The 23188-nt window shown below is 71.5% G+C and carries 22 protein-coding genes; 10 read left to right on the plus strand and 12 right to left on the minus strand.

What is annotated here, in order from left to right; genetic code table 11:
* Complete coding sequence (locus tag AVL59_RS02950; protein WP_067299647.1) at positions 1-600, minus strand: TetR/AcrR family transcriptional regulator; 600 nt, start codon at positions 598-600, stop codon at positions 1-3.
* A gap of 126 nt (positions 601-726) precedes the next feature.
* Between AVL59_RS02950 and AVL59_RS02955 the strand changes: the two genes are divergently transcribed.
* The 3 genes from AVL59_RS02955 to AVL59_RS02965 all read left to right on the plus strand — a co-directional run bounded on the left by AVL59_RS02955 (position 727) and on the right by AVL59_RS02965 (position 3413).
* Positions 727-2319: an MDR family MFS transporter gene (locus tag AVL59_RS02955; protein ID WP_079146502.1), complete on the plus strand. Its 1593-nt coding sequence runs from the start codon at positions 727-729 to the stop codon at positions 2317-2319.
* A 195-nt stretch (positions 2320-2514) separates the two neighbouring features.
* Positions 2515-2982 carry a helix-turn-helix transcriptional regulator gene (locus AVL59_RS02960; RefSeq protein ID WP_067316829.1) on the plus strand — a complete coding sequence of 156 codons (468 nt, stop codon included), beginning with the start codon at positions 2515-2517 and terminating at the stop codon, positions 2980-2982.
* The gene (locus tag AVL59_RS02965; protein WP_067299648.1) at positions 2979-3413 is read left to right on the plus strand and encodes a VOC family protein; all 435 of its coding nucleotides are present in this window, start codon (positions 2979-2981) and stop codon (positions 3411-3413) included. The genes AVL59_RS02960 and AVL59_RS02965 overlap by 4 nt, the downstream gene beginning before the upstream one ends.
* Before the next feature lie 3 nt (positions 3414-3416).
* Here AVL59_RS02965 and AVL59_RS02970 read toward each other — a convergent pair whose 3' ends face one another.
* Positions 3417-4163, minus strand: a complete 747-nt coding sequence (locus AVL59_RS02970; protein ID WP_067299649.1) for an SDR family oxidoreductase — start codon at positions 4161-4163, stop codon at positions 3417-3419.
* A gap of 139 nt (positions 4164-4302) precedes the next feature.
* On the opposite strand from AVL59_RS02970, the gene AVL59_RS02975 reads away from it, so the two are divergent.
* Positions 4303-4908 carry a TetR/AcrR family transcriptional regulator gene (locus AVL59_RS02975; protein ID WP_067299650.1) on the plus strand — a complete coding sequence of 202 codons (606 nt, stop codon included), beginning with the start codon at positions 4303-4305 and terminating at the stop codon, positions 4906-4908.
* Here AVL59_RS02975 and cseC read toward each other — a convergent pair.
* From cseC to AVL59_RS03000, 5 genes are all read right to left on the minus strand, one after another.
* Complete coding sequence (cseC, locus tag AVL59_RS02980) at positions 4901-6259, minus strand: two-component system sensor histidine kinase CseC (protein ID WP_067299651.1); 1359 nt, start codon at positions 6257-6259, stop codon at positions 4901-4903. The two genes, AVL59_RS02975 and cseC, sit on opposite strands and share 8 nt — an antisense overlap.
* An 11-nt stretch (positions 6260-6270) precedes the next feature.
* Entirely contained in the window at positions 6271-6975 is a 705-nt protein-coding gene (gene cseB / locus AVL59_RS02985) for a two-component system response regulator CseB (RefSeq protein WP_067299652.1), read from the minus strand.
* A 41-nt stretch (positions 6976-7016) separates the two neighbouring features.
* Positions 7017-7613: a hypothetical protein gene (locus AVL59_RS02990; protein WP_067299653.1), complete on the minus strand. Its 597-nt coding sequence runs from the start codon at positions 7611-7613 to the stop codon at positions 7017-7019.
* Between the two features lie 41 nt (positions 7614-7654).
* Entirely contained in the window at positions 7655-8194 is a 540-nt protein-coding gene (locus AVL59_RS02995) for a SigE family RNA polymerase sigma factor (protein WP_067006350.1), read from the minus strand.
* A 271-nt stretch (positions 8195-8465) separates the two neighbouring features.
* A complete protein-coding gene (locus tag AVL59_RS03000) occupies positions 8466-9341 on the minus strand; it encodes an HhH-GPD family protein (RefSeq protein WP_067299654.1) in 876 nt (291 codons plus the stop codon).
* Positions 9342-9522: 181 nt separating this feature from the next.
* Here AVL59_RS03000 and AVL59_RS03005 point away from each other — a divergent pair, with 181 nt between their 5' ends.
* Positions 9523-10329 (plus strand): hypothetical protein, encoded by an 807-nt coding sequence (locus AVL59_RS03005; protein WP_208870302.1) that lies wholly within the window; start codon positions 9523-9525, stop codon positions 10327-10329.
* An 82-nt stretch (positions 10330-10411) separates the two neighbouring features.
* Here the strand turns inward: AVL59_RS03005 and AVL59_RS03010 are convergent, their stop codons facing one another.
* The 3 genes from AVL59_RS03010 to radA all read right to left on the minus strand — a co-directional run bounded on the left by AVL59_RS03010 (position 10412) and on the right by radA (position 13640).
* On the minus strand, positions 10412-10864 hold the full coding sequence (locus AVL59_RS03010; RefSeq protein WP_067299655.1) for an RICIN domain-containing protein: 453 nt from the start codon (positions 10862-10864) through the stop codon (positions 10412-10414).
* Positions 10865-11024: 160 nt separating this feature from the next.
* Entirely contained in the window at positions 11025-12149 is a 1125-nt protein-coding gene (gene disA, locus AVL59_RS03015) for a DNA integrity scanning diadenylate cyclase DisA (RefSeq protein WP_067299656.1), read from the minus strand.
* Between the two features lie 81 nt (positions 12150-12230).
* Complete coding sequence (radA, locus tag AVL59_RS03020) at positions 12231-13640, minus strand: DNA repair protein RadA (RefSeq protein ID WP_067299657.1); 1410 nt, start codon at positions 13638-13640, stop codon at positions 12231-12233.
* Positions 13641-13840: 200 nt separating this feature from the next.
* Here radA and AVL59_RS03025 point away from each other — a divergent pair, with 200 nt between their 5' ends.
* Complete coding sequence (locus AVL59_RS03025) at positions 13841-15517, plus strand: BACON domain-containing protein (RefSeq protein WP_245384177.1); 1677 nt, start codon at positions 13841-13843, stop codon at positions 15515-15517.
* On the opposite strand, the gene AVL59_RS03030 is transcribed toward AVL59_RS03025, so the two are convergent.
* Positions 15514-16353, minus strand: a complete 840-nt coding sequence (locus AVL59_RS03030) for a DUF3109 family protein (protein ID WP_067299659.1) — start codon at positions 16351-16353, stop codon at positions 15514-15516. The two genes, AVL59_RS03025 and AVL59_RS03030, sit on opposite strands and share 4 nt — an antisense overlap.
* A gap of 71 nt (positions 16354-16424) precedes the next feature.
* On the opposite strand from AVL59_RS03030, the gene AVL59_RS03035 reads away from it, so the two are divergent.
* From AVL59_RS03035 to ilvD, 4 genes are all read left to right on the plus strand, one after another.
* Entirely contained in the window at positions 16425-17357 is a 933-nt protein-coding gene (locus AVL59_RS03035; RefSeq protein ID WP_067299660.1) for a Ppx/GppA family phosphatase, read from the plus strand.
* Positions 17358-17505: 148 nt separating this feature from the next.
* Positions 17506-18318 carry a sugar phosphate isomerase/epimerase family protein gene (locus AVL59_RS03040; protein WP_067299661.1) on the plus strand — a complete coding sequence of 271 codons (813 nt, stop codon included), beginning with the start codon at positions 17506-17508 and terminating at the stop codon, positions 18316-18318.
* The gene (locus AVL59_RS03045; RefSeq protein WP_067299662.1) at positions 18315-18920 is read left to right on the plus strand and encodes a TetR/AcrR family transcriptional regulator; all 606 of its coding nucleotides are present in this window, start codon (positions 18315-18317) and stop codon (positions 18918-18920) included. Before AVL59_RS03040 ends, AVL59_RS03045 begins: the two co-directional genes overlap by 4 nt.
* Before the next feature lie 125 nt (positions 18921-19045).
* Positions 19046-20899: a dihydroxy-acid dehydratase gene (gene ilvD / locus AVL59_RS03050; RefSeq protein ID WP_067299663.1), complete on the plus strand. Its 1854-nt coding sequence runs from the start codon at positions 19046-19048 to the stop codon at positions 20897-20899.
* Between the two features lie 48 nt (positions 20900-20947).
* Here ilvD and AVL59_RS03055 read toward each other — a convergent pair whose 3' ends face one another.
* The gene (locus AVL59_RS03055) at positions 20948-23047 is read right to left on the minus strand and encodes a serine/threonine-protein kinase (protein ID WP_067299664.1); all 2100 of its coding nucleotides are present in this window, start codon (positions 23045-23047) and stop codon (positions 20948-20950) included.
* Positions 23048-23188: the final 141 nt, after the last annotated feature.

Genomic DNA, 23188 nt, shown 5'->3' on the forward strand with positions numbered 1-23188 from the left:
TCAGGCTCCCCCGCGGGCGCCCTCGTGCGCCCGCGTGATGAGGTCCAGAGCGACCTCGAGAACGGCCGCGCGCCTCTTCTCGAAGTCGCTCTCCAGGTCCTGCATCAGGAACATCCCGGCGTGCAGCGTGAACACGGCGCTGACGCAGCGGACCTGTTCGACGAGCGGCGCCTCGGGGTCGATGAAGATGTCCCTGAGGTCGCGCATGCGGTCCTTGAACGTGTCGCCGATGCGCAGTTCCCGTACCGTCGCCTGGTTCTCCTGCATGAAACGGAACAGCGGTTCCGCACCGACCAGGGCCCGGCTGTAGCGCCGTACGATCTCGTGCTTGGTCTCCAGGGTGTGCGGCTGCTTCCTGCCCCACTCGATCAGTTCCTCGATCGGCTTCGTCAGGTCCTCGAAGAGGCTGACGATGATCTCTTCCTTCGTCTTGAAGTGGTAGTACAGGGCCGCCTTCGTGACGTCGAGATGTTCGGCGATCTCGCGCAAAGAGGTCTTCTCGTAGCCCTGCTCGGCGAAGAGTTCGAGTGCCACGTCCTGGATGCGCTGGCGGGTGTTGCCGCGGCGCTGCTGTTTGGTGCCGTCCATGGTGACGCCCATCCTGGTACTCCTCGCGCTCCCGCGGAAACTTACTTGACGCCCGGCTAGTGACAGGTCTACCTTCCCAGTGTAGTGATAACTAGCCGGGCGGCAAGTAAGCGCCAGTCGTCAGGGGGAGTAGGAGAGATGGCGGACACGAAGGCGGCCCCCGTGGGCCACGAGATATCGGACCAGCCGGAGAAACAGCCCAAGAGCGTGCGGGTGGTCCTGCTCGCGCTCATGATCGCGATGATGCTCGCGATGCTGGACAACATGATCGTGGGTACGGCGATGCCGACGATCGTGGGTGAACTGGGCGGCCTGGAACACCTCTCCTGGGTAGTGACCGGCTACACGCTGGCGACCGCGGCCTCCACCCCGATCTGGGGCAAGGTCGGCGACATGTACGGGCGCAAGGGCGCCTTCCTCAGCTCGATCGTCCTCTTCCTGATCGGCTCCGCGCTGAGCGGCATGGCGCAGGACATGGGACAGCTGATCGGCTTCCGGGCCGTGCAGGGTCTGGGCGCCGGCGGTCTGATGGTCGGCGTCATGGCGATCATCGGCGACCTGATCCCGCCGCGGGAGCGCGGCAAGTACACCGGCATGATGGCCGGCGTCATGGCGCTGGCGATGATCGGCGGTCCGCTGGTCGGCGGCACCATCACCGACAACTGGGGCTGGCGCTGGTCCTTCTACATCAACCTGCCGCTGGGCGTCGTGGCCCTGGCGCTGGTCAGCGCCGTGCTGCACCTGCCCAAGAAGCGGGCCAAGGCGCGCATCGACTACCTGGGCGTCGCGCTGCTGACCGTCGGCATCACCTCGATCGTGCTGGTCACCACCTGGGGCGGTACCGAGTACGCCTGGACCTCCGCGCGGATCATGGAGCTGATCGGCATCGGTGTCGCCACGCTGATCGGGTTCGTGCTGTGGCAGACCAGGGCCGCCGAGCCGGTGGTGCCGCTGCACATGTTCCTCAGCCGCAACTTCACCCTGATGTCGGTCATCGGCTTCATCACCGGCTTCGTGATGTTCGGTGCCACGCTCTACCTGCCGCTGTACCAGCAGTCGGTGCAGGGTGCCTCCGCGACCAACTCCGGCCTGCTGCTCCTGCCGATGCTCGGCGCGATGCTGGTGACCTCGATGGTCGCGGGCCGGGTCACCACCAACACCGGCCGCTACAAGGTCTTCCCGATCGTCGGCGGTGCGCTGATGATCGTCGGGCTGTACCTGCTGTCGCTGATGGACACGGAGACGACCCGGCTGACGTCCGGCATCTACATGGCCGTGCTCGGCGCGGGCATGGGCTGCCTGATGCAGATCACGATGCTGGTCGCGCAGAACAGCGTGCAGATGAAGGACATGGGCGTGGCCTCCTCGTCCAGCACCCTGTTCCGCACGCTCGGCTCCTCCTTCGGTGTCGCCATCATGGGCGCGCTGTTCAACCACAAGGTCCAGCACGTCATGGCCGAGCGGGCCGGCGCGGCGGGCAAGCACATGACCGAGAAGTCCGCGGCGCTGGACGCGAAGAGCCTGGCGAAGCTGCCTCCGATGGTGCGGGAGGCGTACCAGCACGCGGTGTCCGCCGGTACGCACTCGGCGTTCCTGCTGGGCGCGGCCATCGCGGTGCCGGTGCTGATCGCGGCGCTGTTCGTGAAGGAGGTGCCGCTCAAGGGCGGGCCGCAGAAGTCCTCCACGGACACCGAGGACGCGGCTCCGGCGCAGGTGATCGAAGCGGTCTGAGCCGAAGCGCATCCAGAGCCGAAGGCCCCCGGTCGGTGTCCGCCCCGGGGGCCTTCGCCTTTTTGCGCCCGAACCGGCGCCGCTCTCGCGGACCTGGCCGATCGCGGTCGTGGTTCCTCACATGATGGTTGCGGCCCTGGTGGGCTCTTCAAAGCGTTGTCAGTCCCCCGTGCCACCATCGGCCCCATGGACAAGATGCGCCGTCTGCGCCTGGCCAAGGACGCCATGGACCGGGACTGGGCCGACCCCGGGCTCGACCTGGACGTGGTGGCCGCGCACGCCGGATACTCGCGGTATCACTTCCTGCGCGCCTTCAAGGACGCGTACGGCGAGACACCCGGTCAGTATCTGACCCACCGGCGCATCGAGCGGGCCGAGGAGATGCTGCGCGGTGCCGACCTGACGGTGACCGAGATCTGCCTGCTCGTCGGCTTCAGCAGCCTCGGCACCTTCTCCACCCGCTTCAAGGCCCGCACCGGACTCACCCCGAGCGAGTACCGCACGAAGCACGTGGGCCGGGGCGCCTCCCTCATACCCGGCTGCTACGCCATGCTCTGGGCCGGCGGCTTCAAGGTCGCAACTTTGGAGAAGCGCTCCGGGACCGGCCCTGCCTACGGTGACGAGCAGGAACAGCGGCACCCCGATGGGAGAGCGGAGCCATGATCAAGGGCCTGGGCATCACCACCGTATGGACCTTCGACCAGCAGCGGACCAAGGCCTTCTTCACGGAGAAGCTGGACTTCGAGGTGTGCAGCGAGGTCGCCATGGGCGACATGCGCTGGGTCACCGTCGGAGCCAAGGACCAGCCCGGGGTGGAGCTGGCACTGATGAGCCTGGACGGCCCCGGCCTCGACCCCGAGTCCGCCGAGGCGCTGAAGAAGCTGGTGGCCAAGGGGGTGCTGGGGGCCGGGGCGTTCCGCACCGACGACTGCCGGGGGGACTACGAGACCTTCAGGGCACGGGGCGTGGAGTTCCTCCAGGAGCCGCAGGAGCGGCCGTACGGCATCGAGGCGATCTTCCGGGACGACAACGGCAACTGGTACTCACTGACCGAGCGCAGCGAGGAGCTGGACTTCTCGAAGGACTGGGCCTGAGCCTCAGCGGCCGGTCGCCAGGGTGGCGCCGCCCGTCGCCTCCAGGACCACGCCGGTCACGAAGCCGTTGACGGCGAGCATGTGCACGGCGCGGGCGATGTCCTCGGGGCGGCCGACGCGGCCCACGGGGGTGATGGCGGCGAAGCCGTCGAAGAGGGCGCCCCGCTGCTCGGCCGGTACGGCGTCCCACCAGGGCGTGTCGACGACGCCCGGGGAGACCGCGTTGATCCGCAGCGGCGCCAGTTCCACCGCGAGCGGCGGCACCATCGCCTCCAGAGCGCCGTTGATCGCGGCGAGGCCGGCGGTGCCGGGGAGGGCCGCGCGGGCGGAGGCGGCGGTCACCAAGGTGACCGAGCTGCCCTGGCGCAGGGCGGGCAGGGCCGCCTGAAGGGCATGGACGTGCGGCCAGAACTTGCCGTCGAAGCCGGCCGCCAGCTCCGTCAGGTCCAGTTCGGCGAAGGCCCCGCCGCCCTTGGCGCCGCTGAGTGCGAGGACGAGGTGGTCCACGGGTCCTGACTGGGCGAAGAAGGCGTCCAGGGCGGACCGGTCGGCCGCGTCCAGGCGGTACGTCGACACCTTGCCCTCGATCCGCGCCGCGGCCGCGTCGAGCCGGTCCTGGCCACGGCCGGTGATGACCACCTCCGCGCCGTCGGCCGCGAAGGAGGCGGCTGTCGCCTCGCCGATCCCGGAGCTGCCGCCCATGACGACGACGCGCTGTCCGGCGAGGGGGCTGGTGTTCGGAGTGCTCATGAGTGGCTTCTCTCCTGATGCGTCACCGGGTTCCGACCCTTTGTCGAGAACGTCGGTCTCGTTAAAGTGTTACCGAGACTGGTAGTCTCGTCAAGGGGCGACCGAGCCGGAGGGCCCGGGAGTCGGAGAGGATGAGCCCGTGGACACCAAAGAACCCGGCACCGCAGGCGCGGCACCCCGACCGCACACCGGCCGGCGCCGCAACGAGGCGGCCCGCCGGGCGATCCTCGACGCCGCTCTGGAGCTGCTCGCCGACGCCGACGCCGACGGCGCCCCGGTGAGCGTGGACACCATCGCGCGGGCGGCCGGGGTCGGGAAGCAGACGCTGTACCGCTGGTGGCCCTCGAAGGGCGCCGTGCTGCTGGACGCGCTCACCGACCGGTCGGCTCAGGACGTACCCGCGCCGGACACCGGCACCCTGCGCGGGGATCTGTGCGCGCTGGCGGCTGCCACCTTCGAGGCCTCGCAGCGGCGGCCCGCCGCCCCGGCCCTGCGCACCCTCCTCCGGGAAGCGGGCCGCGATCCCCATCTGGCGGAGCTGATGCGGACGTTCACCGAGTCCCGCCGGGCCGCCGTACGTGAGATCCTCGAACGCGGCCGGGGCCGCGGCGAACTCCCCGGCGACCGGGACGTCGACCTCCTGGTCGACCAGTTCTACGGCTTCTTCTGGTACCGCTTCCTGCTCGGCCACGCCCCCCTGGACGCGGCCACGGCCGAGCGGCTCGCCGACTCCCTGCTCAGCTAGAGCCGCCGGACAGCGGCAGCATGGGATAGCTGCCCGTGCTGGTGGGGGCGTGCTCCGGAAGCCAGAGGACGGCCACCGCGCCCTCCGCCGGGATGTGCTCGGGAGCGCCGATCGGGCGCACGTTGCGGAAGGTCAGGCGGGCGCCCAGCACCCGGGCCTGGCCGGCCGCGATGGTCAGGCCCAGGCCGTGGCCCTGCCCCGCGCGGTCCATGCTGCCGGTGCGGAACCGGCTCGGGCCGTCGGCGAGCAGTGCCTCGGGGAAGCCGGGGCCGTGGTCGCGCACGCGGATGACCCGGCCCTCGACACTGACCTCGATCGGCGGCCTGCCGTGCCGGGCGGCGTTGGCGAGCAGGTTGAACAGCACCCGCTCCAGACGGCGCGGGTCCGTGGTGACCTCCGACTCGTGCACCACCCGCACGGCGATGTCCGGGTCCTTGGCGGCCACGCGCCGGGCCACGAACTCGCCCAGCATGATGTCCTGCAGCTCGGCCCGCTCGGAGGCGCCGTCGAGACGGGCCACCTCCAGCACGTCCTCGACCAGGGTGCGCATCGCCTTCGCCCGGTCCAGGACCAGCTCGGTCGGCCGGCCAGGCGGCAGCAGTTCGGCCGCGGTCAGCAGGCCCGTCACCGGGGTGCGCAGCTCGTGCGCGATGTCGGCGGTGACCCGGCGCTCGGCCTCCAGGCGCTGCCGCAGCGCGTCCGCCATGGCGTCCACCGCACGCGCGAGATCGTCGGTCTCGTCCCGTACGACCCCGCCGATGGCCTCCCGCACGCGTACCTCCGTCTCGCCGTTGGCGAGCTGGCCCGCGGCGGCGGCGGCCTTGCGCAGCCGCCGTGACAACTGCCCGCCGATGAGGACACCGAGCGCGCTGCCGCCGAGCACGACCGCGATGGAGCCGATGATCAGCGCCTGGTCGAGGTCCTTCAGCACATCCGTGGAGCGGTCCGGGAAGTGGCCGTGCAGGGACAGCACATGCCCGTCCTTGACCGGCACGGCCGCCCAGATGTCCGGGATCCCCGCCGGGTTGTCCGACACATAGGTGGCCCGGCGGCTCTCCTCGACCTTCTCGCGCAGCGCGCGCGGCAGCTCGGGGTCGTCGATCTTGACGTTGGGGAAGTTCGGCCGGCCGAACCGATTGTAGTTGCCCTGGGCAATCTGCATACGCTCGTCGGCCAGGTCGCGCGCGTTGTCCAGCATCGAGACCCGGGCGGCGTTGTGCACGACCAGGCTGAGCACTATGGCCACAAGCCCGGCGACCAGGGCGATCGCCGCGCTGAGCTTCCATCTGAGCCCGGTCCGCAGACCGGCACGCTCCGCCCACCCCACCGGGTGTCGAATGATCCCCCGCATGTCCGCCCCGCTCAGGCCTTCAACTTGTAGCCGAAGCCGCGGACCGTCTCGATCCGGTCCTGGCCGATCTTCGTGCGCAGCCGCTGCACATGGACGTCGACGACCCGGGTGTCACCGCCCCAGCCGTAGTCCCACACCCGCTCGAGGAGCTTGTCGCGGGAGAGCACCGTCCCCGGCGCCGAGGAGAACTCCAGCAGCAGCCGCATCTCGGTCGGGGTGAGCGCGACGGGCTGCCCGGCCCGGCGCACCTCCATGCCCTCGGTGTCGATGTCCAGGTCCCCGAAGGTGAGTACGCCACCGGTCACCGTGTCCTCGGCCGCCTCGGTCCGATCGCTGCCGCCCGCGTGCCCGAAGCGGCGCAGCACCGCCCGGATCCGCGCGACCAGCACGGCGCCGTCGAAGGGCTTGGTCACATAGTCGTCGGCGCCCGCCTCCAGGCCGAGGACGACGTCGATGGAGTCGGCGCGCGCCGAGAGCATGATCACCGGCACGGTCGACTCGTCCCGGATACGACGGCACAGGCTGACGCCGTCCAGACCGGGGACCATGACGTCCAGCAGAGCGATGTCGGGGCGGTTCGCCCGGAACGCCTCCAGGCCCGACAGGCCGTCGGGCATGGCGGTGACCGCGAAGCCGTCGCGCTCCAGGGCGAGCTGGGTGGCCTCGCGGATGACATCGTCGTCCTCGACGAACAGGACGTGGGTCTGGTCTGCCATCCCGGTGCTCTCAGTCCTCGTGGTGTGCGTGCGTGGGGGGTTCAGCTGTCCGACGCGGACGCGGCGTCGCCGCCGCTTCTGCTGTAGTAGTTGTCGTGCCGGCTCCGCTCGGTGAACCGGCCCGCCTGCCACCTGTATGTGATCACGGTCTCCCTGGACGGGTTCGACATCTGGTCGTCCGAGTCGTACACCTGCTTCGTCACGGTCAGATCGGTGTCGTCTATCTCCGCGACGACCGGCGAGTCCTCCTCCTTGAACACATTCTTGTACGTGCCCCCGACGTCCCGGTACACGTACGTGCCGATGCCCACCCAGTCACTGCAGGCCGACACGTTGACCAGGATGTCGTCGACGGATCCGCCGGTCAGATGGCCGTAGGTGGCTTCGACAGGGTAGTCGTCGCCGTCGCACGGCTTCAGCTCCCGCTTCACCGTCGCGGAGACCGCCGGGTCCTTCTTGACCAGCTCCACCGCGTCCACCTGCCGATAGACGGTGGTCGGGCTCGGGCTGGGAGAGGCGGCCCCTCCCGCGACGGCCGACGCGTGCGCGGGGCCCTCGTCCCGGGTGCCGGTGCCCCCGGTGCCGCACGCGGCGACGAAAAGGGCGAGGGCGGCGACCGCGGCCACAGCCGAGATCACCGCCAGAGAATTCCCTCGGGCCCCGCTGGGCCCGGCCCCGGTCAGGCCGCGCAACGCTCCCGCTCCTCACGCTCCAGCGCGCGTGCGTCCAGATCGCGGGCCTCCAGCTCCTCGCGGAGCCGGGCGAGCGCCCGGTGCAGCGTGCTCTTGACCGTACCGGCCGACATGCCGAGGGCCGCGGCCGTCTCCTCCGTGGACATCTGCTCCCAGTGTCGCAGCACCACGACGCTGCGCTGCTTCGGGGCGAGCACCTTCATGATGTCCATGAGGAGCGCCCGGTCGGCGTGCTGCTCGGTGGAGTCGTCCACGGACGCGTCCGGCAGCTGCTCGGTCGGGACCTCCTCCAGCTTGCGGGCCCGCCACCACTCGGTACGGGTGTTGATCATCACCCGGCGCAGGTAGGCGTCCGCGAGCCGCTTGTCCGCGATGCCCTCCCAGCGGCCGTACGTCCGTACCAGCGCGGTCTGCAGCAGGTCCTGCGCGTCGACCGGGTCGGGAACCAGCCGGCGGGCGCTGCGCAGCAACGCGTCCTGCCGGGTGCGGACGTACTCCTCGAATTCGAGCACCTCGCCCTGCGCCATGATCAACCGCCTCCGTTCCCCGTGTACTCCGGCTCGCGCCCGAAGTCCCGCCGTTCCGCTCGCCCGTGGTCCGCCGGGCACGAGAAAAAACTACGGAGTGGTTGTCACGGGGCTGTCCGAAGCAGCCTTCGGCTAGCAATCGGCTGTCCGTCGGTTGTGTAACGGAAGCGGGAGCGGGGTAAAGGAGTTGACCCTTATGTCCATTTATGGTGCGGTTTGCCTGGCGTGATCGGCCGTAACGAAGGGCCCTGCGCTGTGACTTGGCTGTGTGTCAGGTCAGCGGCAGCCGGTAGAGACCGCCCGGCAGCGGCTCCACCAGACCGTCGGTCACCAGCCCGTCGAGCGCGCGGGCGCGCTGCACCGGCTCGTGCCACACCCGGTCCAACGCCGCCTGCGGCACCGGGGTGTGTGCCTCGCGCAGCACGGCGAGCAGCTTGCCCCGCACCTGGCGGTCCGTGCCCGCGTACGTCTGCCCGCGGCGCGGCGGACCCTCGTGCTCCGGCTTGCCCGCGAGCCGCCAGGCGCACCGCGCGGCGATCGGGCAGCGGTGACAGCCCTCGTTCTTCGCCGTGCACACCAGCGCGCCCAGCTCCATGGAGGCGGCGGCCCAGCGGGCGGCGGTCCGCTCGTCCTCGGGGAGCAGCTCGCGGGCCAGGTGCCGCTCCGCGGCCGTGGTGGCGTTCGGCGGGTACCGCACCCCCGTCACCGCCCGCGCGAAGACCCGGCGGACGTTGGTGTCCAGCACCGCGTGCCGCTGCCCGTACGCGAAGGACGCCACCGCGGCCGCCGTGTACTCGCCGATGCCGGGCAGCGCCAGCAGCTGCGCGTGATCCGTCGGTACGTCCCCGCCGTGCCGTTCCGTTATGGCGAGGGCGGCGCCGTGCAGGCGCAGGGCGCGGCGCGGGTAGCCGAGCCGGCCCCAGGCGCGCACCGCCTCGCCCGGGGGGTCCGCGGCGAGGTCGGCGGGGCGCGGCCAGCGGGACAGCCACTGCTCGTAGACGGGCAGCACCCGGTTCACCGGGGTCTGCTGGAGCATGAACTCGCTGACCATCACCCCCCATGGGCCCGCCTCCGGGCGGCGCCAGGGGAGGTCGCGGGCGTGGGTGTCGAACCAGGCGATCACGGGAGCGTGGAGCTTCTCAGTCATGGCCTTCCGATCCTGCCACGCATCGGGCGGGCATGGTCGGTGACAACGCGGACACGCAGCGTAGCGATCGGTGAAGGGCGGTGTTCCCGAGGGCAGTTGCCGGGATGATGATCCGGAAAAGTTGGCGCCCGGGCGGCGGGTGACGAGAGCAAGCGCGCCGGTTTCTCGTACAGTTTGCGCCGTGGGATCTCTGCGCAATCCGGTCGGGCCGCTTCCCTCCTCCATCTATTGGCGACGGAGGGTCGTCATGCTGTCGGTGGCCGCCCTGTCGGCGCTGCTGATCGCCTGGATCGTCACGTCCGGCGACGGGGGAGGCAAGAAGAACGCCGACGGCTCCAACGGCAAGAATCCCGTGTCCACGATCACGCCCGGGCCCTCCTCCTCGGGACCCGCGATCAGTCAACACCCGGGCGGTCGCGACGAGTCGAGCGGCGGCGACTCCGACGGGAGCGGTTCCGGGGCGGGGGACGGCTCGGGTTCGGACGGCAAGGGCGGCACCGGCTCCTCGGGGTCCGACGGCTCGTCGGGCTCGGGATCCGGCGGCGAGGTCGGTACGGGCGATGCGCTGCCGGCGTCCTCCTCGCTGCCCGACTGCACCGCCGGCGCGGTCACGCTGACCCTGCGCAGCCGGCACAACTCCTACTCGCCGGACCAGACGCCGACCTTCGAACTCACCGCGAAGAACGGTTCGTCCACCGACTGCAAGGTCGATCTCGGGCCGAAGAACGCGGTGTTGACCGTCACGCCGGCCGACGGGGACGACACGTTCTGGTCGTCGGCCGACTGCCCCCAGGGCGCGGGGAGCCTGGTGTTCCGGGTGCCGGCGGGGCAGAGCATCACGTACACCGTGAAGTGGGACCGGAAGCCGAGTGCGGCACAGTGCGCGACGCCCTCCGCGGGTTCGGCGAAGACGGGCACGTACCTGTTGGAGGCCAAGACACCCGGATTCGGGAAGGTGCGGGCGTCCTTCGTGCTGTCGGACGACTGAGACGGTCGTCCGGGGCGGTCGGCAAAGGGAACACCCCCGACCTCAACGAGGCCGAGGGTGTCGACGTGCGATGAACCGCGGATCAGCTCCAGCGCTTGGCCGGGACGTCACTGTCACTCGCGGTGTGAACCTGCCCGTCGAACCCCACGTCGAGGACGCGCCCGGTGGCCTTGTCCTTCAGCGTCCAGCCGGTCAGGCCCTGGATCTCGTGCCACTTCTGGTAGTTGCCACCGTTGCAGTCGCCGACGTACACGTCACCGCTGCTGTTGCTGTCGAGGCACTTCCCGGTCATGTGGTGCTTCAGGACGTAGGTGCCGTCGGACTGCTTGTACTCGTCCCACTTCAGGCTCGCGCTCTGGCTGGGGTCGGCGTTGATCGTGCGGACCCGGGAGTTGGAGTACGCCAGGTAGTTGCCGTTGCCGTAGTTCTTCCAGGTCACGGGGTTGCCGGCGGCGAATGCCTCCCCCGTGCCCGCAAGGGCCAGCACCGGGGCGAGGACTGCCGCGGCGCACATGCCTATGAGGCGCTTCTTCATGGAGTTCCCCCTACATAGTTCGAATCCAAATCGAACATCATGGTCGGTGTCACGCTACCTTGGCGCGATCACGTCATGCAAGGTCATTTGGATCAACTGGGGGAAGCCGCCCGGGAGTTGGGGCGCGCGGCCCGAACCCGGACGTAGCCGCTCCGGAACGTCAGACGTACCGCTCCAGAATGGAGGACTCGGCCAGGCGTGACAGGCCTTCCCGTACGCTCCTCGCCCGGGCCTCTCCCACGCCGTCCACGGTCTGCAGGTCGTCCACGCTCGCGGCGAGCAGCTTCTGCAGGCCGCCGAAGTGCTCCACCAGCCGGTCGATGATCGCGCCCGGAAGACGCGGAACCTTGGCCAGCAGCCGGAAGCCCCGCGGGGACACCGCCGAGTCGAGGGTCTCGGGGGAGCCCGTGTAGCCCAGCGCCCGCGCCACCGTCCCCAGCTCCAGCAGTTCCGCGTGGGTGAGCGCGTCCAGCTCGGACAGCGCCTCCTCCACCGTGCGGGAGCGCTTCGCCGTGGGCTCGGGGACGTAGTCCCGGACGACCAGCTCGCGGTCCGGCTCCACGCCCGCGATCAACTCCTCCAGCTGGAGAGTCAGAAGGCGACCGTCCGTGCCCAGTTCGACCACGTATTCGGCGATTTCGGTGGCGATACGCCGGACCATCTCCAGCCGCTGCGCGACCGCCGACACGTCCCGGACCGTCACCAGGTCCTCGATCTCCAGCGCCGACAGCGTGCCCGCGACCTCGTCCAGGCGGAGCTTGTACCGCTCCAGCGTCGCCAGCGCCTGGTTCGCGCGGGACAGGATCGCCGCCGAGTCCTCCAGGACGCGGCGCTGCCCGTCGACGTACAGGGCGATCAGCCGCATCGACTGGGAGACCGACACCACCGGGAAGCCGACCTGCTTGGAGACCCGGTCCGCCGTGCGGTGACGCGTACCCGTCTCCTCCGTCGGGATCGTCGGGTCCGGCACCAGCTGCACACCGGCCCGCAGGATCTTCGACAGGTCCGACGACACCACGATGCCGCCGTCCAGCTTGCACAGCTCCCGCAGACGCGTGGCGGTGAACTCGACATCCAGGACGAAACCGCCCGTGCACATCGCCTCGACCGTCTTGTCGGAGCCGAGCACGATGAGCCCGCCGGTGTTGCCCCGCAGGACCCGCTCCAGGCCGTCACGCAGGGCCGTACCCGGAGCCACGGCGCTCAGCGAGGCGCGCATCAGGCCATCGGTACCGGCACTCCCACCGGACTTTCCGGGAGCTGCTGCCCGGTCGTTGGCTGCCACTGCACTCCTCCGGTCGCGGGTTCTGGGGCGCCGCCGCCGTGCGCACTCGGTTCGTACGGACGGGCGAGACCTGGGCAAAGTCTACCGGCGGTCCTCCGCCTCCCGTGGGGCCTCTCGGCGACGGGAGCGCGGCAGCACCCTCAGCGCATCCCCTATGTCGGCCACTTCCAGGACCTTCATGCCGGGCGGGATCTTGCCCGGATCGCCCGGCACGAGCGCGTGCGTGAAGCCGAGCCGGTGCGCCTCGGAGAGCCTGCGCTGCACGCCCGTGACCCGTCTGACCTCGCCCGCCAGACCCACCTCGCCGATCGCGACCAGGTTCTTCGGCAGCGGGACGTCGCTCGCGGCCGAGGCGAGCGCGAGCGCGACGGCGAGGTCGGCGGCCGGCTCGGAGAGCTTCACGCCACCGACGGTCGCGGAGTAGATGTCCCGCTTGCCGAGCGCGCTGATCCGGCCGCGCTGCTCCAGCACCGCGAGCATCATCGACACGCGGGAGGTCTCCAGGCCCGAGGTGGTGCGGCGCGGGGAGGGGATCTGGGAGTCCACGGTCAGCGCCTGGACCTCGGCCACCAAGGGGCGGCGGCCCTCCAGGGTGACCGTCAGGCAGGTGCCGGGAACCGGTTCGTCACGACGGGTCAGGAAAAGTCCGCTCGGGTCGGCAAGGCCCGTAATGCCCTCATCGTGCAGTTCGAAGCAGCCGACCTCGTCCGTGGCGCCGTAGCGGTTCTTCACGCCGCGCACCAGGCGCAGACGCGCGTGCCGGTCGCCCTCGAAGTGCAGCACCACGTCCACCAGGTGCTCCAGCAGCCGGGGGCCGGCGATCGCGCCGTCCTTGGTGACGTGGCCCACCAGCAGCGTGGACATCCCGCGCTCCTTGGAGGCGCGGATCAGGGCCCCGGCCACCTCGCGGACCTGGGCCATGCCGCCCGGCGCGCCGTCGATCTCCGGGGAGGCCACCGTCTGCACCGAGTCGAGGATCAGAAGGGAGGGCTTCACCTCGTCCAAGTGGCCGAGGATGGCAGCCAGGTCGGTCTCGGCGGCCAGATAGAGGTGGTCGTCGAGGGCGCCGATGCGGTCGGCGCGCAGCCGTACCTGGCTCGCGGACTCCTCGCCGGTCACGTAGAGGGTCTTGTGCTCCGCGCTCGCCGACTTGGCGGCCACGTCCAGCAGCAGGGTGGACTTGCCGACGCCCGGCTCGCCGGCGAGCAGGACGACCGCGCCGGGGACGAGACCGCCGCCGAGCACCCGGTCCAGCTCCGGCACGCCGGTCGTGCGGGCGGTGGCCTGCCGGCCGTCGACCTGGCCGATGGGCACCGCGGACGTCGTGACGCGGCCGGGTGCCGTCGTACGGACCGCGGGCGTGCCGTACTCGTCGATCGTGCCCCAGGCCTGGCACTCGGGGCAGCGGCCGAGCCACTTGGCCGTCTGCCAGCCGCACTCGGTGCAGCGGTAGGACGGGCGGTCCTTGGTGGTCTTGGTACGGGCAGCCATGCGGAAACCGTAGCCCGAGCCACCGACAACGCCCGCCCGGGTGGCATCCGGGTGATCCCGTTCCGGCCATGGCCTATCGGATTCCAGCCATGGAACAAGAGACTCCTGTCCCCTTATGAGGGATCGTTTCACCCGTACGGATTAAAAGTGCTCAAGGTGCAAGAAGGGGCACTCCGGGGCCGCCTACGGTCGCACGGGTGATGAGCCGCAGTCCGGAGACCACGACCCGCACCAGCGGTGCACATCGGGCGCACCGCGAAGCGCGCGACCGAGCCGCCGCGCGCACCCTCGCCCAGCGGCCGCCGGGGCGCTACGAGCCGTACCTGGACGGCCTGTTCACCTACTGCCTGTCCGTGCTGTGCGACCACGACGCGGCCACCGCCGCCCTCGGGGACGTCCTCGCCCTGGCGGAGCGGCGCGGGCAGCGCGTCCCGCAGGCGGCCGCGGACCGCAGGGCGTGGCTGTACGCGCTGGCCCGCTGGGCCTGTCTGCGAGGGCTCGCCGAGGCCAAGCAGAAACGTCAGGTCACCCATGCGGCGGGGCGCTCCGCGGCCGGAAGACAGGTGCCCGATCCGCCCGTCACGCCCGAGGCCGAGGAGCAGCGGCGCCGTGAACTGGCCCTGCTCGCCTGGCCGGAGGCGGCCGGCACCACGCCCGAGCAGCGCGAGGCCCTCGAACTCGCCGTGCGCCACCACCTCGCCGCCCACGAGGTCGCCGCCGTCCTCGGCATGGAGCCCGCCACCGCCCGCGAGCTGCTGGCCTCCGCCGCCTGCGAGGTCGAGCGCACCCGCGCCGCGCTCGCCGTGGTCGAGACCGGCGGCTGCCCGAGCGTGGCCCACCTCACCGGAGACGGCCGGCTGGTCCTCAGCACGGCCCTGCGCCGCGAGCTCGTCCGGCACGTCGACGACTGCCCGCGCTGCCGCCGTACCGCCGAGCGCGCGGTGCCCGGCCGCTGGCCCGGCGCCACGGTCACCCCGGCCGAGCTGCCCGTCCTGGAGGCGCCCCGCGCGGCCCTGCACATCGCCCTCGCGCACCACCCGCGCGTGCGGGGAGCCGTCCCGCGCTTCGACCGGCGGGGCTTTCCGATGGATCCCAAGGACCACGCGGCCCGCCGCGACCGCCTCCGCGCGCGTGCCGTCACCACGACGGTCGTCGCCACCGTCGTGGCCGCCCCCGTGCTCGCCCTGTGGGCCGCCTACCGGGGCGCTCCCGCCGTCGGCGAGGACGGCCGCGCGGCCACCGCACGGGAGGCGCAGGGCCCCGACGCGCTCGGCGGCGACGCCGCGGGCGGCTACGAGAACGCGGGCAACGCCAGCGTGAAGCCCGGAAGCGGCCCGGGCAAGGAGCACAAGGCGGACGTCTCCGTGGAGGTCGTCAGCGTCTCCGGAGGGGACAAGAGGGGCGTGGGACGGCTCGCGGTCGGCGCCGCCAACGACGGCGACACCACGGTGATCACCCTCACCGCCTCCGGTTCCGCCCCCGTCCGCTGGTCCGCGTCCACCTCGGCGCCCTGGCTCTACCTCAGCAGGCCGGCCGGAACCCTCGCCCCCGGCCAGACGTTGACGATCAAGGTGTACGTCGACCATCTGCGCGAGCCGTCCGGCCGCTGGCGCGCACAGGTGGCGGTCTCACCGGCCGGCGCGGTGGTCACCATCGACGGCTACGGCACCGCCCCCAGCGGCCCCGCGACCCCGCCCTCGACCCCCAGTGCCGATCCGACGACGCCCCCCGCCTCGCCCCCCGCGACCCCGCCGTCCAGCCGGCCCCCGTCCCCGACCGACCCGAGCCCCAGCCCCAGCGACCCGACCCCGTCCGACCCGCCGAGCCCGTCGCCGTCGCCGAGCGACGACGGCAGCCCGAGCCCGTCGGGCAGCTAGGGGGTGACGTCCGGGTCCGCCGGGTGCGGTGCCACCAGCGGCAGCTGCGACGCCAGACGCTGCTCGCACAGCTCGACCAGCCGGTCGTAGCCGGCCTTGCCCATCAGCTCGGTCAGCTCCGCCCGGTAGGAGACGTACACCGGGTCGCCCGCGCCGTGCGCCGAGGTCGCCGACGTGCACCACCAGTGCAGGTCATGGCCGCCCGGACCCCAGCCCCGGCGGTCGTACTCGCCGATCGACACCTGGAGCACGCGGGTGTCGTCCGGCCGGTCGATCCAGTCGTACGTCCGCCGGATCGGCAGCTGCCAGCACACGTCCGGCTTGGTCTCCAGCGGCTCCCGGCCCTCCTTCAGGGCGAGGATGTGCAGCGAGCAGCCCGCGCCGCCCGCGAAACCGGGGCGGTTCTGGAAGATGCACGAGCCCTGGAAGGGCCGGGTCTGCCGGGATCCCTCCTCGTCCTCGGAGATCCAGCCACCCCGCGAGCCCTCGTCGTAGTGCTGCCAGATCTCCGGGGTGAGCCGCGCCACATGCTCGGCCACCCGCTTCTCGTCGTCCTCGTCGGAGAAGTGGGCGCCCAGCGAGCAGCACCCGTCGTCCGCGCGGCCCGCCTGGATGCCCTGGCAGCCGCTGCCGAAGATGCAGTTCCAGCGAGAGGTCAGCCATGTCAGATCGCAGCGGAAGATCTGCTCGTCGTCCGCCGGATCAGGAAACTCCACCCATGCGCGCGCGAAGTCGAGCCCCTTCTCGTCGCTCGCCTTCGGGGCCTTCCTGGGTGTCTTGCCGGACTTGGAAGACTTGGCTCCCTTGTCGTCCTTCGCCTTTTTCGTCTTTGGCACGTGTCCAGGGTAAGTGGCCCAGGGGCGCTGCGGGGACCGAGCAGACCGGATCTGGCAGTAGCGTTCCGTACATGAGACTCGGTGTCCTGGACGTGGGTTCGAACACGGTGCATCTGCTGGTGGTGGACGCTCACCCCGGCGCGCGCCCGCTGCCCGCGCATTCGCACAAGGCCGAACTGCGGCTCGCTCAGCTGCTCGACGACAGCGGTGCCATCGGCGACGACGGCATCCAGAAGCTGATCGCAGTCGTCCGGGACGCCCTCCAGGCCGCCGAGGACAAGGGCGTGGAGGACCTGCTGCCGTTCGCGACCTCCGCCGTGCGCGAGGCCAGCAACGCCGATGACGTCCTCGCGCGCGTGGAGGCCGAGACCGGCGTACGGCTCCAGGTACTCACCGGCGCCGAGGAGGCCCGGCTCACCTTCCTGGCCGTCCGCCGCTGGTACGGCTGGTCCGCCGGAAAACTGCTGGTCCTGGACATCGGTGGCGGCTCCCTGGAGATCGCCTACGGCATCGACGAGGAGCCCGACGCGGCCGTCTCGCTGCCGCTCGGCGCCGGCCGCCTCACCGCGGGCTGGCTGCCCGGCGACCCGCCCGACCCCGAGGCCGTCCGCGCCCTGCGCCGCCACGTGCGCGCACAGATCGCCCGGACCGTCGGCGAATTCAGCCGCTTCGGCGCCCCCGACCACGTGGTCGCCACCTCCAAGACGTTCAAACAGCTGGCCCGCATCGCCGGCGCCGCCCGCAGCACCGAGGGCCTCTACGTCCAGCGGGAACTCAAGCGGGAGTCCCTGGAGGCCTGGGTGCCGCGCCTGTCCGGCATGACCGCGGACCAGCGTGCCGAGCTCCCCGGCGTCTCGGAGGGCCGAGCCGCCCAGATACTGGCCGGCGCCCTGGTGGCCGAGGGGGCCATGGACCTGTTCGGAGTGGAGAGCCTGGAGGTCTGCCCCTGGGCCTTGAGGGAGGGCGTGATCCTGCGGCGCCTCGATCACATGGGTTCGGCCTGAGTACCGGTGGGGCGCGGGGCCGTATCGACATGCGGCCGGGCCGCGTGGGCGCGACCGGCTCCCACGCACCCGCACCCGCAAATGGCGAACGTCACAACGGCGAATAGGCACCCAACGCCCCCGCCACCCAACCCCGTAAGGTGACGACGTGGCTGAACCAAGGGACGTCCTCGTCGCGCTGTCGACCGCCTCCGTGTACCCGGAGTCGACGGCCACGGCCTTCGAGATCGCCGCACGCCTCGGCTACGACGGTGTCGAGGTCATGGTGTGGACGGACCCGGTCAGCCAGGACATCGAGGCCCTGCGCCGCCTGTCCGACTACCACGGCATCCCGATCCTGGCCGTCCACGCCCCCTGTCTGCTGATCACCCAGCGGGTCTGGTCCACCGATCCCTGGGTCAAGCTCCAGCGGGCCCGGGCGGCCGCCGAGAAGCTGGGCGCCACCACCGTCGTCGTACACCCGCCCTTCCGCTGGCAGCGGCAGTACGCCCGCGACTTCGTCGCCGGGATCTGGCGGATGGCGAACGAGACGGACGTGCGCTTCGCCGTCGAGAACATGTACCCGTGGCGCTACCGCGACCGCGAGATGCTGGCCTACGCCCCCGACTGGGACGTCACCAAGGACGACTACCGGCACTTCACGGTCGATCTCAGTCATACGTCGACGGCCCGCACCGACGCCCTGCACATGATCGACCGCATGGGCGACCGCCTCGGCCACGTGCACCTCGCCGACGGGCGCGGCTCGGCCAAGGACGAGCACCTGGTCCCGGGACGCGGCACGCAGCCCTGCGCCGAGCTGCTGGAGCGCCTCGCGTTCACCGGCTTCGACGGCCATGTCGTCATCGAGGTCAACACCCGGCGGGCCATGTCCGGTGCCGAGCGCGAGGCCGACCTCGCCGAGGCCCTGGCCTTCACGCGCCGGCATCTGGCCTCCGCGGTGGAGGTGCCGAGGCGATGAGCGGGACCACGGCACGGCGGCGGGGGCGGCCCCCGCGCGCCGAATCAGCGGACACCCGCGACCGCATCCTGACCGCGGCCCGCGAGGAGTTCTCCGAGCGCGGGTACGAGAAGACGTCGGTACGGGGGATCGCCAAGTCCGCCGGTGTCGACTCGGCGCTGGTCCACCACTACTTCGGCACCAAGGAACAGATCTTCGAGGCCGCCATCGCGGTCGCCTTCGCGCCCGCGCTCGACGCGCCGAACGCGGTGGCCGACGGCCCCCTGGAAGGGGTGGGGGAGCGGCTGACCCGCTTCGTCTTCGGTGTCTGGGACAACCCCACGACCCGTGCGCCCCTCCTCGCGATCCTCCGGTCCGCCGTGAACAACGAGACCGCCGCCGCCGTCTTCCGCCGCCTGGTCGCGACCCAGCTGCTGCGGCGGGTCGCCGCCCAGGTGGACCTGCCGGACGCGGAGCTGCGGGCCGAGCTGGCCGCCGCGCAGATCGTGGGCACGGCGATGATGCGCTACGTGATCAAGCTGGAACCGCTGGCCTCGGCGGACCTGGAGCAGATCATCACGCGGGTGGCGCCGGTGGTGCAGCGGCATCTGACGCAGCCCTGAAACCGCCGGTCCCTGAAACACGCGTCCCGCATTCCGGACATCCTTGTCCAGCCCTTGGAGGGGCGGCGTACGCTCGTAGGCAGCCAGAACTCTCTGGCGGCAGTTCTCCGAAGGAGCGAGCGACGATGCCCGAGCTGAGGTCCCGCACAGTCACCCACGGCCGCAACATGGCGGGCGCCCGCGCCCTTATGCGTGCCTCCGGTGTACCGGGTGCGGACATCGGCCGGAAGCCGGTCATCGCGGTCGCCAACTCCTTCACCGAGTTCGTGCCGGGCCACACCCACCTGCAGCCGGTCGGCCGGATCGTCAGCGAGGCGATCAAGGAGGCCGGCGGCATCCCGCGCGAGTTCAACACCATCGCGGTCGACGACGGCATCGCCATGGGCCACGGCGGCATGCTCTACAGCCTCCCCTCCCGCGACCTGATCGCGGACAGCGTGGAGTACATGGTCGAGGCCCACTGCGCCGACGCCCTGGTCTGCATCTCCAACTGCGACAAGATCACCCCGGGCATGCTGCTGGCGGCCCTGCGCCTGAACATCCCGACGGTCTTCGTCTCCGGCGGCCCGATGGAGTCCGGCCGGGCCACCCTGGTCGACGGCACGGTCCGCACCCTCGACCTGGTCGACGCGATCTCCGACGCCGTCAACGACAAGATCTCGGACGAGGACATCCTCCGGATCGAGGAGAACGCCTGTCCGACCTGCGGCAGCTGTTCCGGCATGTTCACCGCCAACTCGATGAACTGCCTGACCGAGGCCATCGGCCTCTCCCTGCCCGGCAACGGCTCGGTCCTCGCCACCCACACGGCCCGCCGCCGGCTCTACGAGGACGCGGCCCGCACGGTCATGGACCTCACCCGCCGCTACTACGAGCAGGACGACGACTCGGTCCTCCCGCTCAACATCGCGACGTTCGCGGCCTTCGAGAACGCCATGGCCCTGGACATCGCGATGGGCGGCTCCACGAACACGATCCTGCACCTGCTGGCCGCCGCCCAGGAGGCGGGCGTCCCCTTCGGCCTGGAGCAGATCGACGCCGTCTCCCGCCGCGTCCCCTGCCTCGCCAAGGTCGCGCCCAACGTCGCGAAGAACCGCACGTACTACATGGAGGACGTGCACCGCGCCGGCGGCATCCCCGCCCTCCTCGGCGAGCTGCACCGCGCCGGCCTCCTCAACGAGGACGTCCACGCGGTCCACAGCCCCTCCCTGTCCGACTGGCTGAAGACCTGGGACGTCCGCGGCGGCTCCCCGTCCCCCGAGGCGGTGGAGCTGTGGCACGCGGCCCCCGGCTGCGTCCGCTCCGCCGAGGCCTTCTCCCAGTCCGAGCGCTGGGAGGCCCTGGACGAGGACGCCGAAAGCGGCTGCATCCGCTCGGCCGAGCACGCCTACTCCAAGGACGGCGGCCTCGCGGTCCTCAAGGGCAACCTGGCCGTGGACGGCTGCGTGGTGAAGACGGCCGGCGTCGACGAGTCGATCTGGACCTTCGAGGGCCCGGCCGTGGTCTGCGAGTCCCAGGAGGAGGCCGTCCAGCGGATCCTCACCCAGGAGGTCAAGGACGGCGACGTCGTCGTCATCCGCTACGAGGGCCCCAAGGGCGGCCCCGGCATGCAGGAGATGCTCTACCCGACCTCGTACCTCAAGGGCCGGGGCCTGGGCAAGACCTGCGCCCTGATCACCGACGGCCGCTTCTCCGGCGGCACCTCCGGCCTCTCCATCGGCCACGCCTCCCCCGAGGCGGCCTCCGGCGGCACGATCGCCCTGGTCCGGGACGGCGACCGGATCCGCATCGACATCCCGAACCGCACGATCGAGCTGCTGGTCGACGAGGCGGAACTCGCGCGCCGCGAGGAGTCCCTGGGCGGCGTCTTCACCCCCGGGAACCGCGACCGCAAGGTCTCGGCCGCCCTGCGCGCCTACGCCGCGATGGCGACCAGCGCGGACAAGGGCGCGGTGCGCGACGTGACCAAGCTGGGCTGACCGGTTCACGGAAGGGGCCGCTCCTCGGTGGGGCGGCCCCTTCGTGTGTCACCAGGCGGACGGGTCGCGTCCGTTCAGGGCGAAGACGGTTCCGTCGGGGGAGGCGGCGTAGACGCGGTCGTCGACGAGCAGCGGCGCCGGCAGCGCCGAGGCGACCTCGCCCGCCCGCGTGCCGAGCCGCGGCGGCGTCTGCCCCACCAGGCTTCCGTCGCGCGCGTCGAAGGCGAGCAGACGTCCGTCGGGGGCGGTGAAGTAGACGTGCCGGGCGGAGGCGACCGGCGCCGAACCACGGCTCACAGACGTCTCGACGTGCCACAGCCGTCTGCCTGTGCCCAGGTCGACGGCGTCCAGAGAGCCACCCGCCGCGAGCAGGTGGACGACATCGCCGCGCACGTCGGTCTGGGGCGCCGTGAGCGGGACGGCCAGAGCCGCACGGCGTACGGCCTTGGAGGCCGGCGTGTACCGGACGACACCGGTCGCGTCCCCCGAGGCGGGGTCGACGGCCAGCAGGAACAGCGAACCGTTCTGGCTGCCGATGGGCTGCAGCGAGCCCTTCAGCCGCGCTTCCCAGCGTGCGGTACCGGTGCCCGGGTCCACCGCGGTGACCAGCGTGTACGTGCCGTCCGCCGAGGTGGCGGCCGCATAGGCCAGCGGGTCGCCGTCGTAGGAGGCCAGAAAAGGGGTGCCACGCCCGGACACCCGTCGGTGCCACTTCGTGTCTCCCGACGCCCCGGCCACCCCCGTCACCGACCCGTCCGTGCCGGTGACCAGGAGCATGGACCCGGCGAACCGGATCCCCGTGTGCGCGGGCAGGTCCCGCTGCCAGCGCGGCGCGCCCGAGGCGGGATCCAGTGCCACCACCCGCCGGCTGCCGTTCGTCGGCAGCAGCAGGAGGCCGCCCGAGAGGGCGGGAGCGTAGCTCGTTCGTTCCTCGGCGACCGCGCGCCGCCACAGGAGCGAGCCGTTCGCGGGATCGAGGGCGAAAGCCACCCCGGACCGGAGGCAGAGCAGCTTCCCGGCCGCATGGACGCACTGGGGCATCCCGGAACTCTTCCCGGCCGGCTTCGCGCGCCAGGCGGCAAACCCGGCGGAGACGGCGGGGGTGCCGCTCTTCTTCACCGTGGGAGCACCGTCGTCGCCCGGCCACAGCAGTCCGGTGAGGACACCGCCCAGGGCAAGGGCGAGTGCCCCGGTGGCGAGGGCGGCACGCCTGTCGAACCGCCTGCGCGGCGCGGGCACCGGCTCGACGCCGGAGGGTTCCCGCTCGGGCGCGTCGTTCCGGCCGCGCTGCGCCGGTATGAACGCCTGGGTGTCGTACGAGGCCGCCACCGACCGCAGTTCCCGCATCAGTTCGTCGGGAGTGGGCCGGTCCTCGGGCTCCTTGGCCAGACACCGCAGCACCAGCGGCGCGAGGCTCCCCGGCACCCCGGTCAGATCCGGCTCGTCGTGCACCACCTGGTACGCCACGACGTACGGGCTGTCGGAGTCGAACGGCCCCCGCCCGGTGGCCGCGTGCACCATCACCGACCCGAGGGCGAAGATGTCCGCCGCCGGTCCCACCTCCCGCGGGCGCCGGAACTGCTCGGGCGCCATGAAAGGCGGTGTGCCGATCAGCTTCCCGGTCTCGGTGCGCAGTTCACTGTCCTTCGGCCGGGAGATACCGAAGTCGATCACCTTCGGCCCGTCCTCGGCGAGCAGCACGTTGCTCGGCTTGAGATCCCGGTGCACGACCCCCACCCGGTGGATGTCGCGCAGCGCCTCGGCGAGCCCGGCCATGAGCCGGCGCAACTGCGCCGTCGGCATCGGCCCGTTCCGCTTCACATGCTCCGAGAGCGTCGGACCGGGAATGAACAGCGTGGCCATCCAGGGCCGTTCGGCCTCCGGATCGGCGTCCACGACCGGCGCGGTGAAGGCACCGCTCACCCTCCGGGCCGCAGCCACCTCCTGCCGGAAACGGCCTCTGAACTCGGGGTCCCGCGCGAACTCGGCGTGTACGACCTTCACCGCGAGCCTCAGCCCGGAGGTGCTGCGGGCCAGATGCACCACGCCCATGCCACCGGAACCCAGACATGAGTCCAGGTGGTACTGGCCGGCGTACTCGGGAAGTTCCGCTTCCGCGCCCGCTCCGGTGTTGCGCTGTGGCGTCATGGACCACCCCCGTGCTGTTCGTCCGCGCGCGCGACGCACGGAGCCTAGTCGATGACTCGTACGAGACCGAGGCGGCTTGCTAGCCTCCGCGTGCGAGTTGCGGACACGCGTTTCGGAACTCGCCACAAGGGAAGCGAAGGA

The sequence above is a fragment of the Streptomyces griseochromogenes genome (assembly GCF_001542625.1).
Classification (GTDB): domain Bacteria; phylum Actinomycetota; class Actinomycetes; order Streptomycetales; family Streptomycetaceae; genus Streptomyces; species Streptomyces griseochromogenes.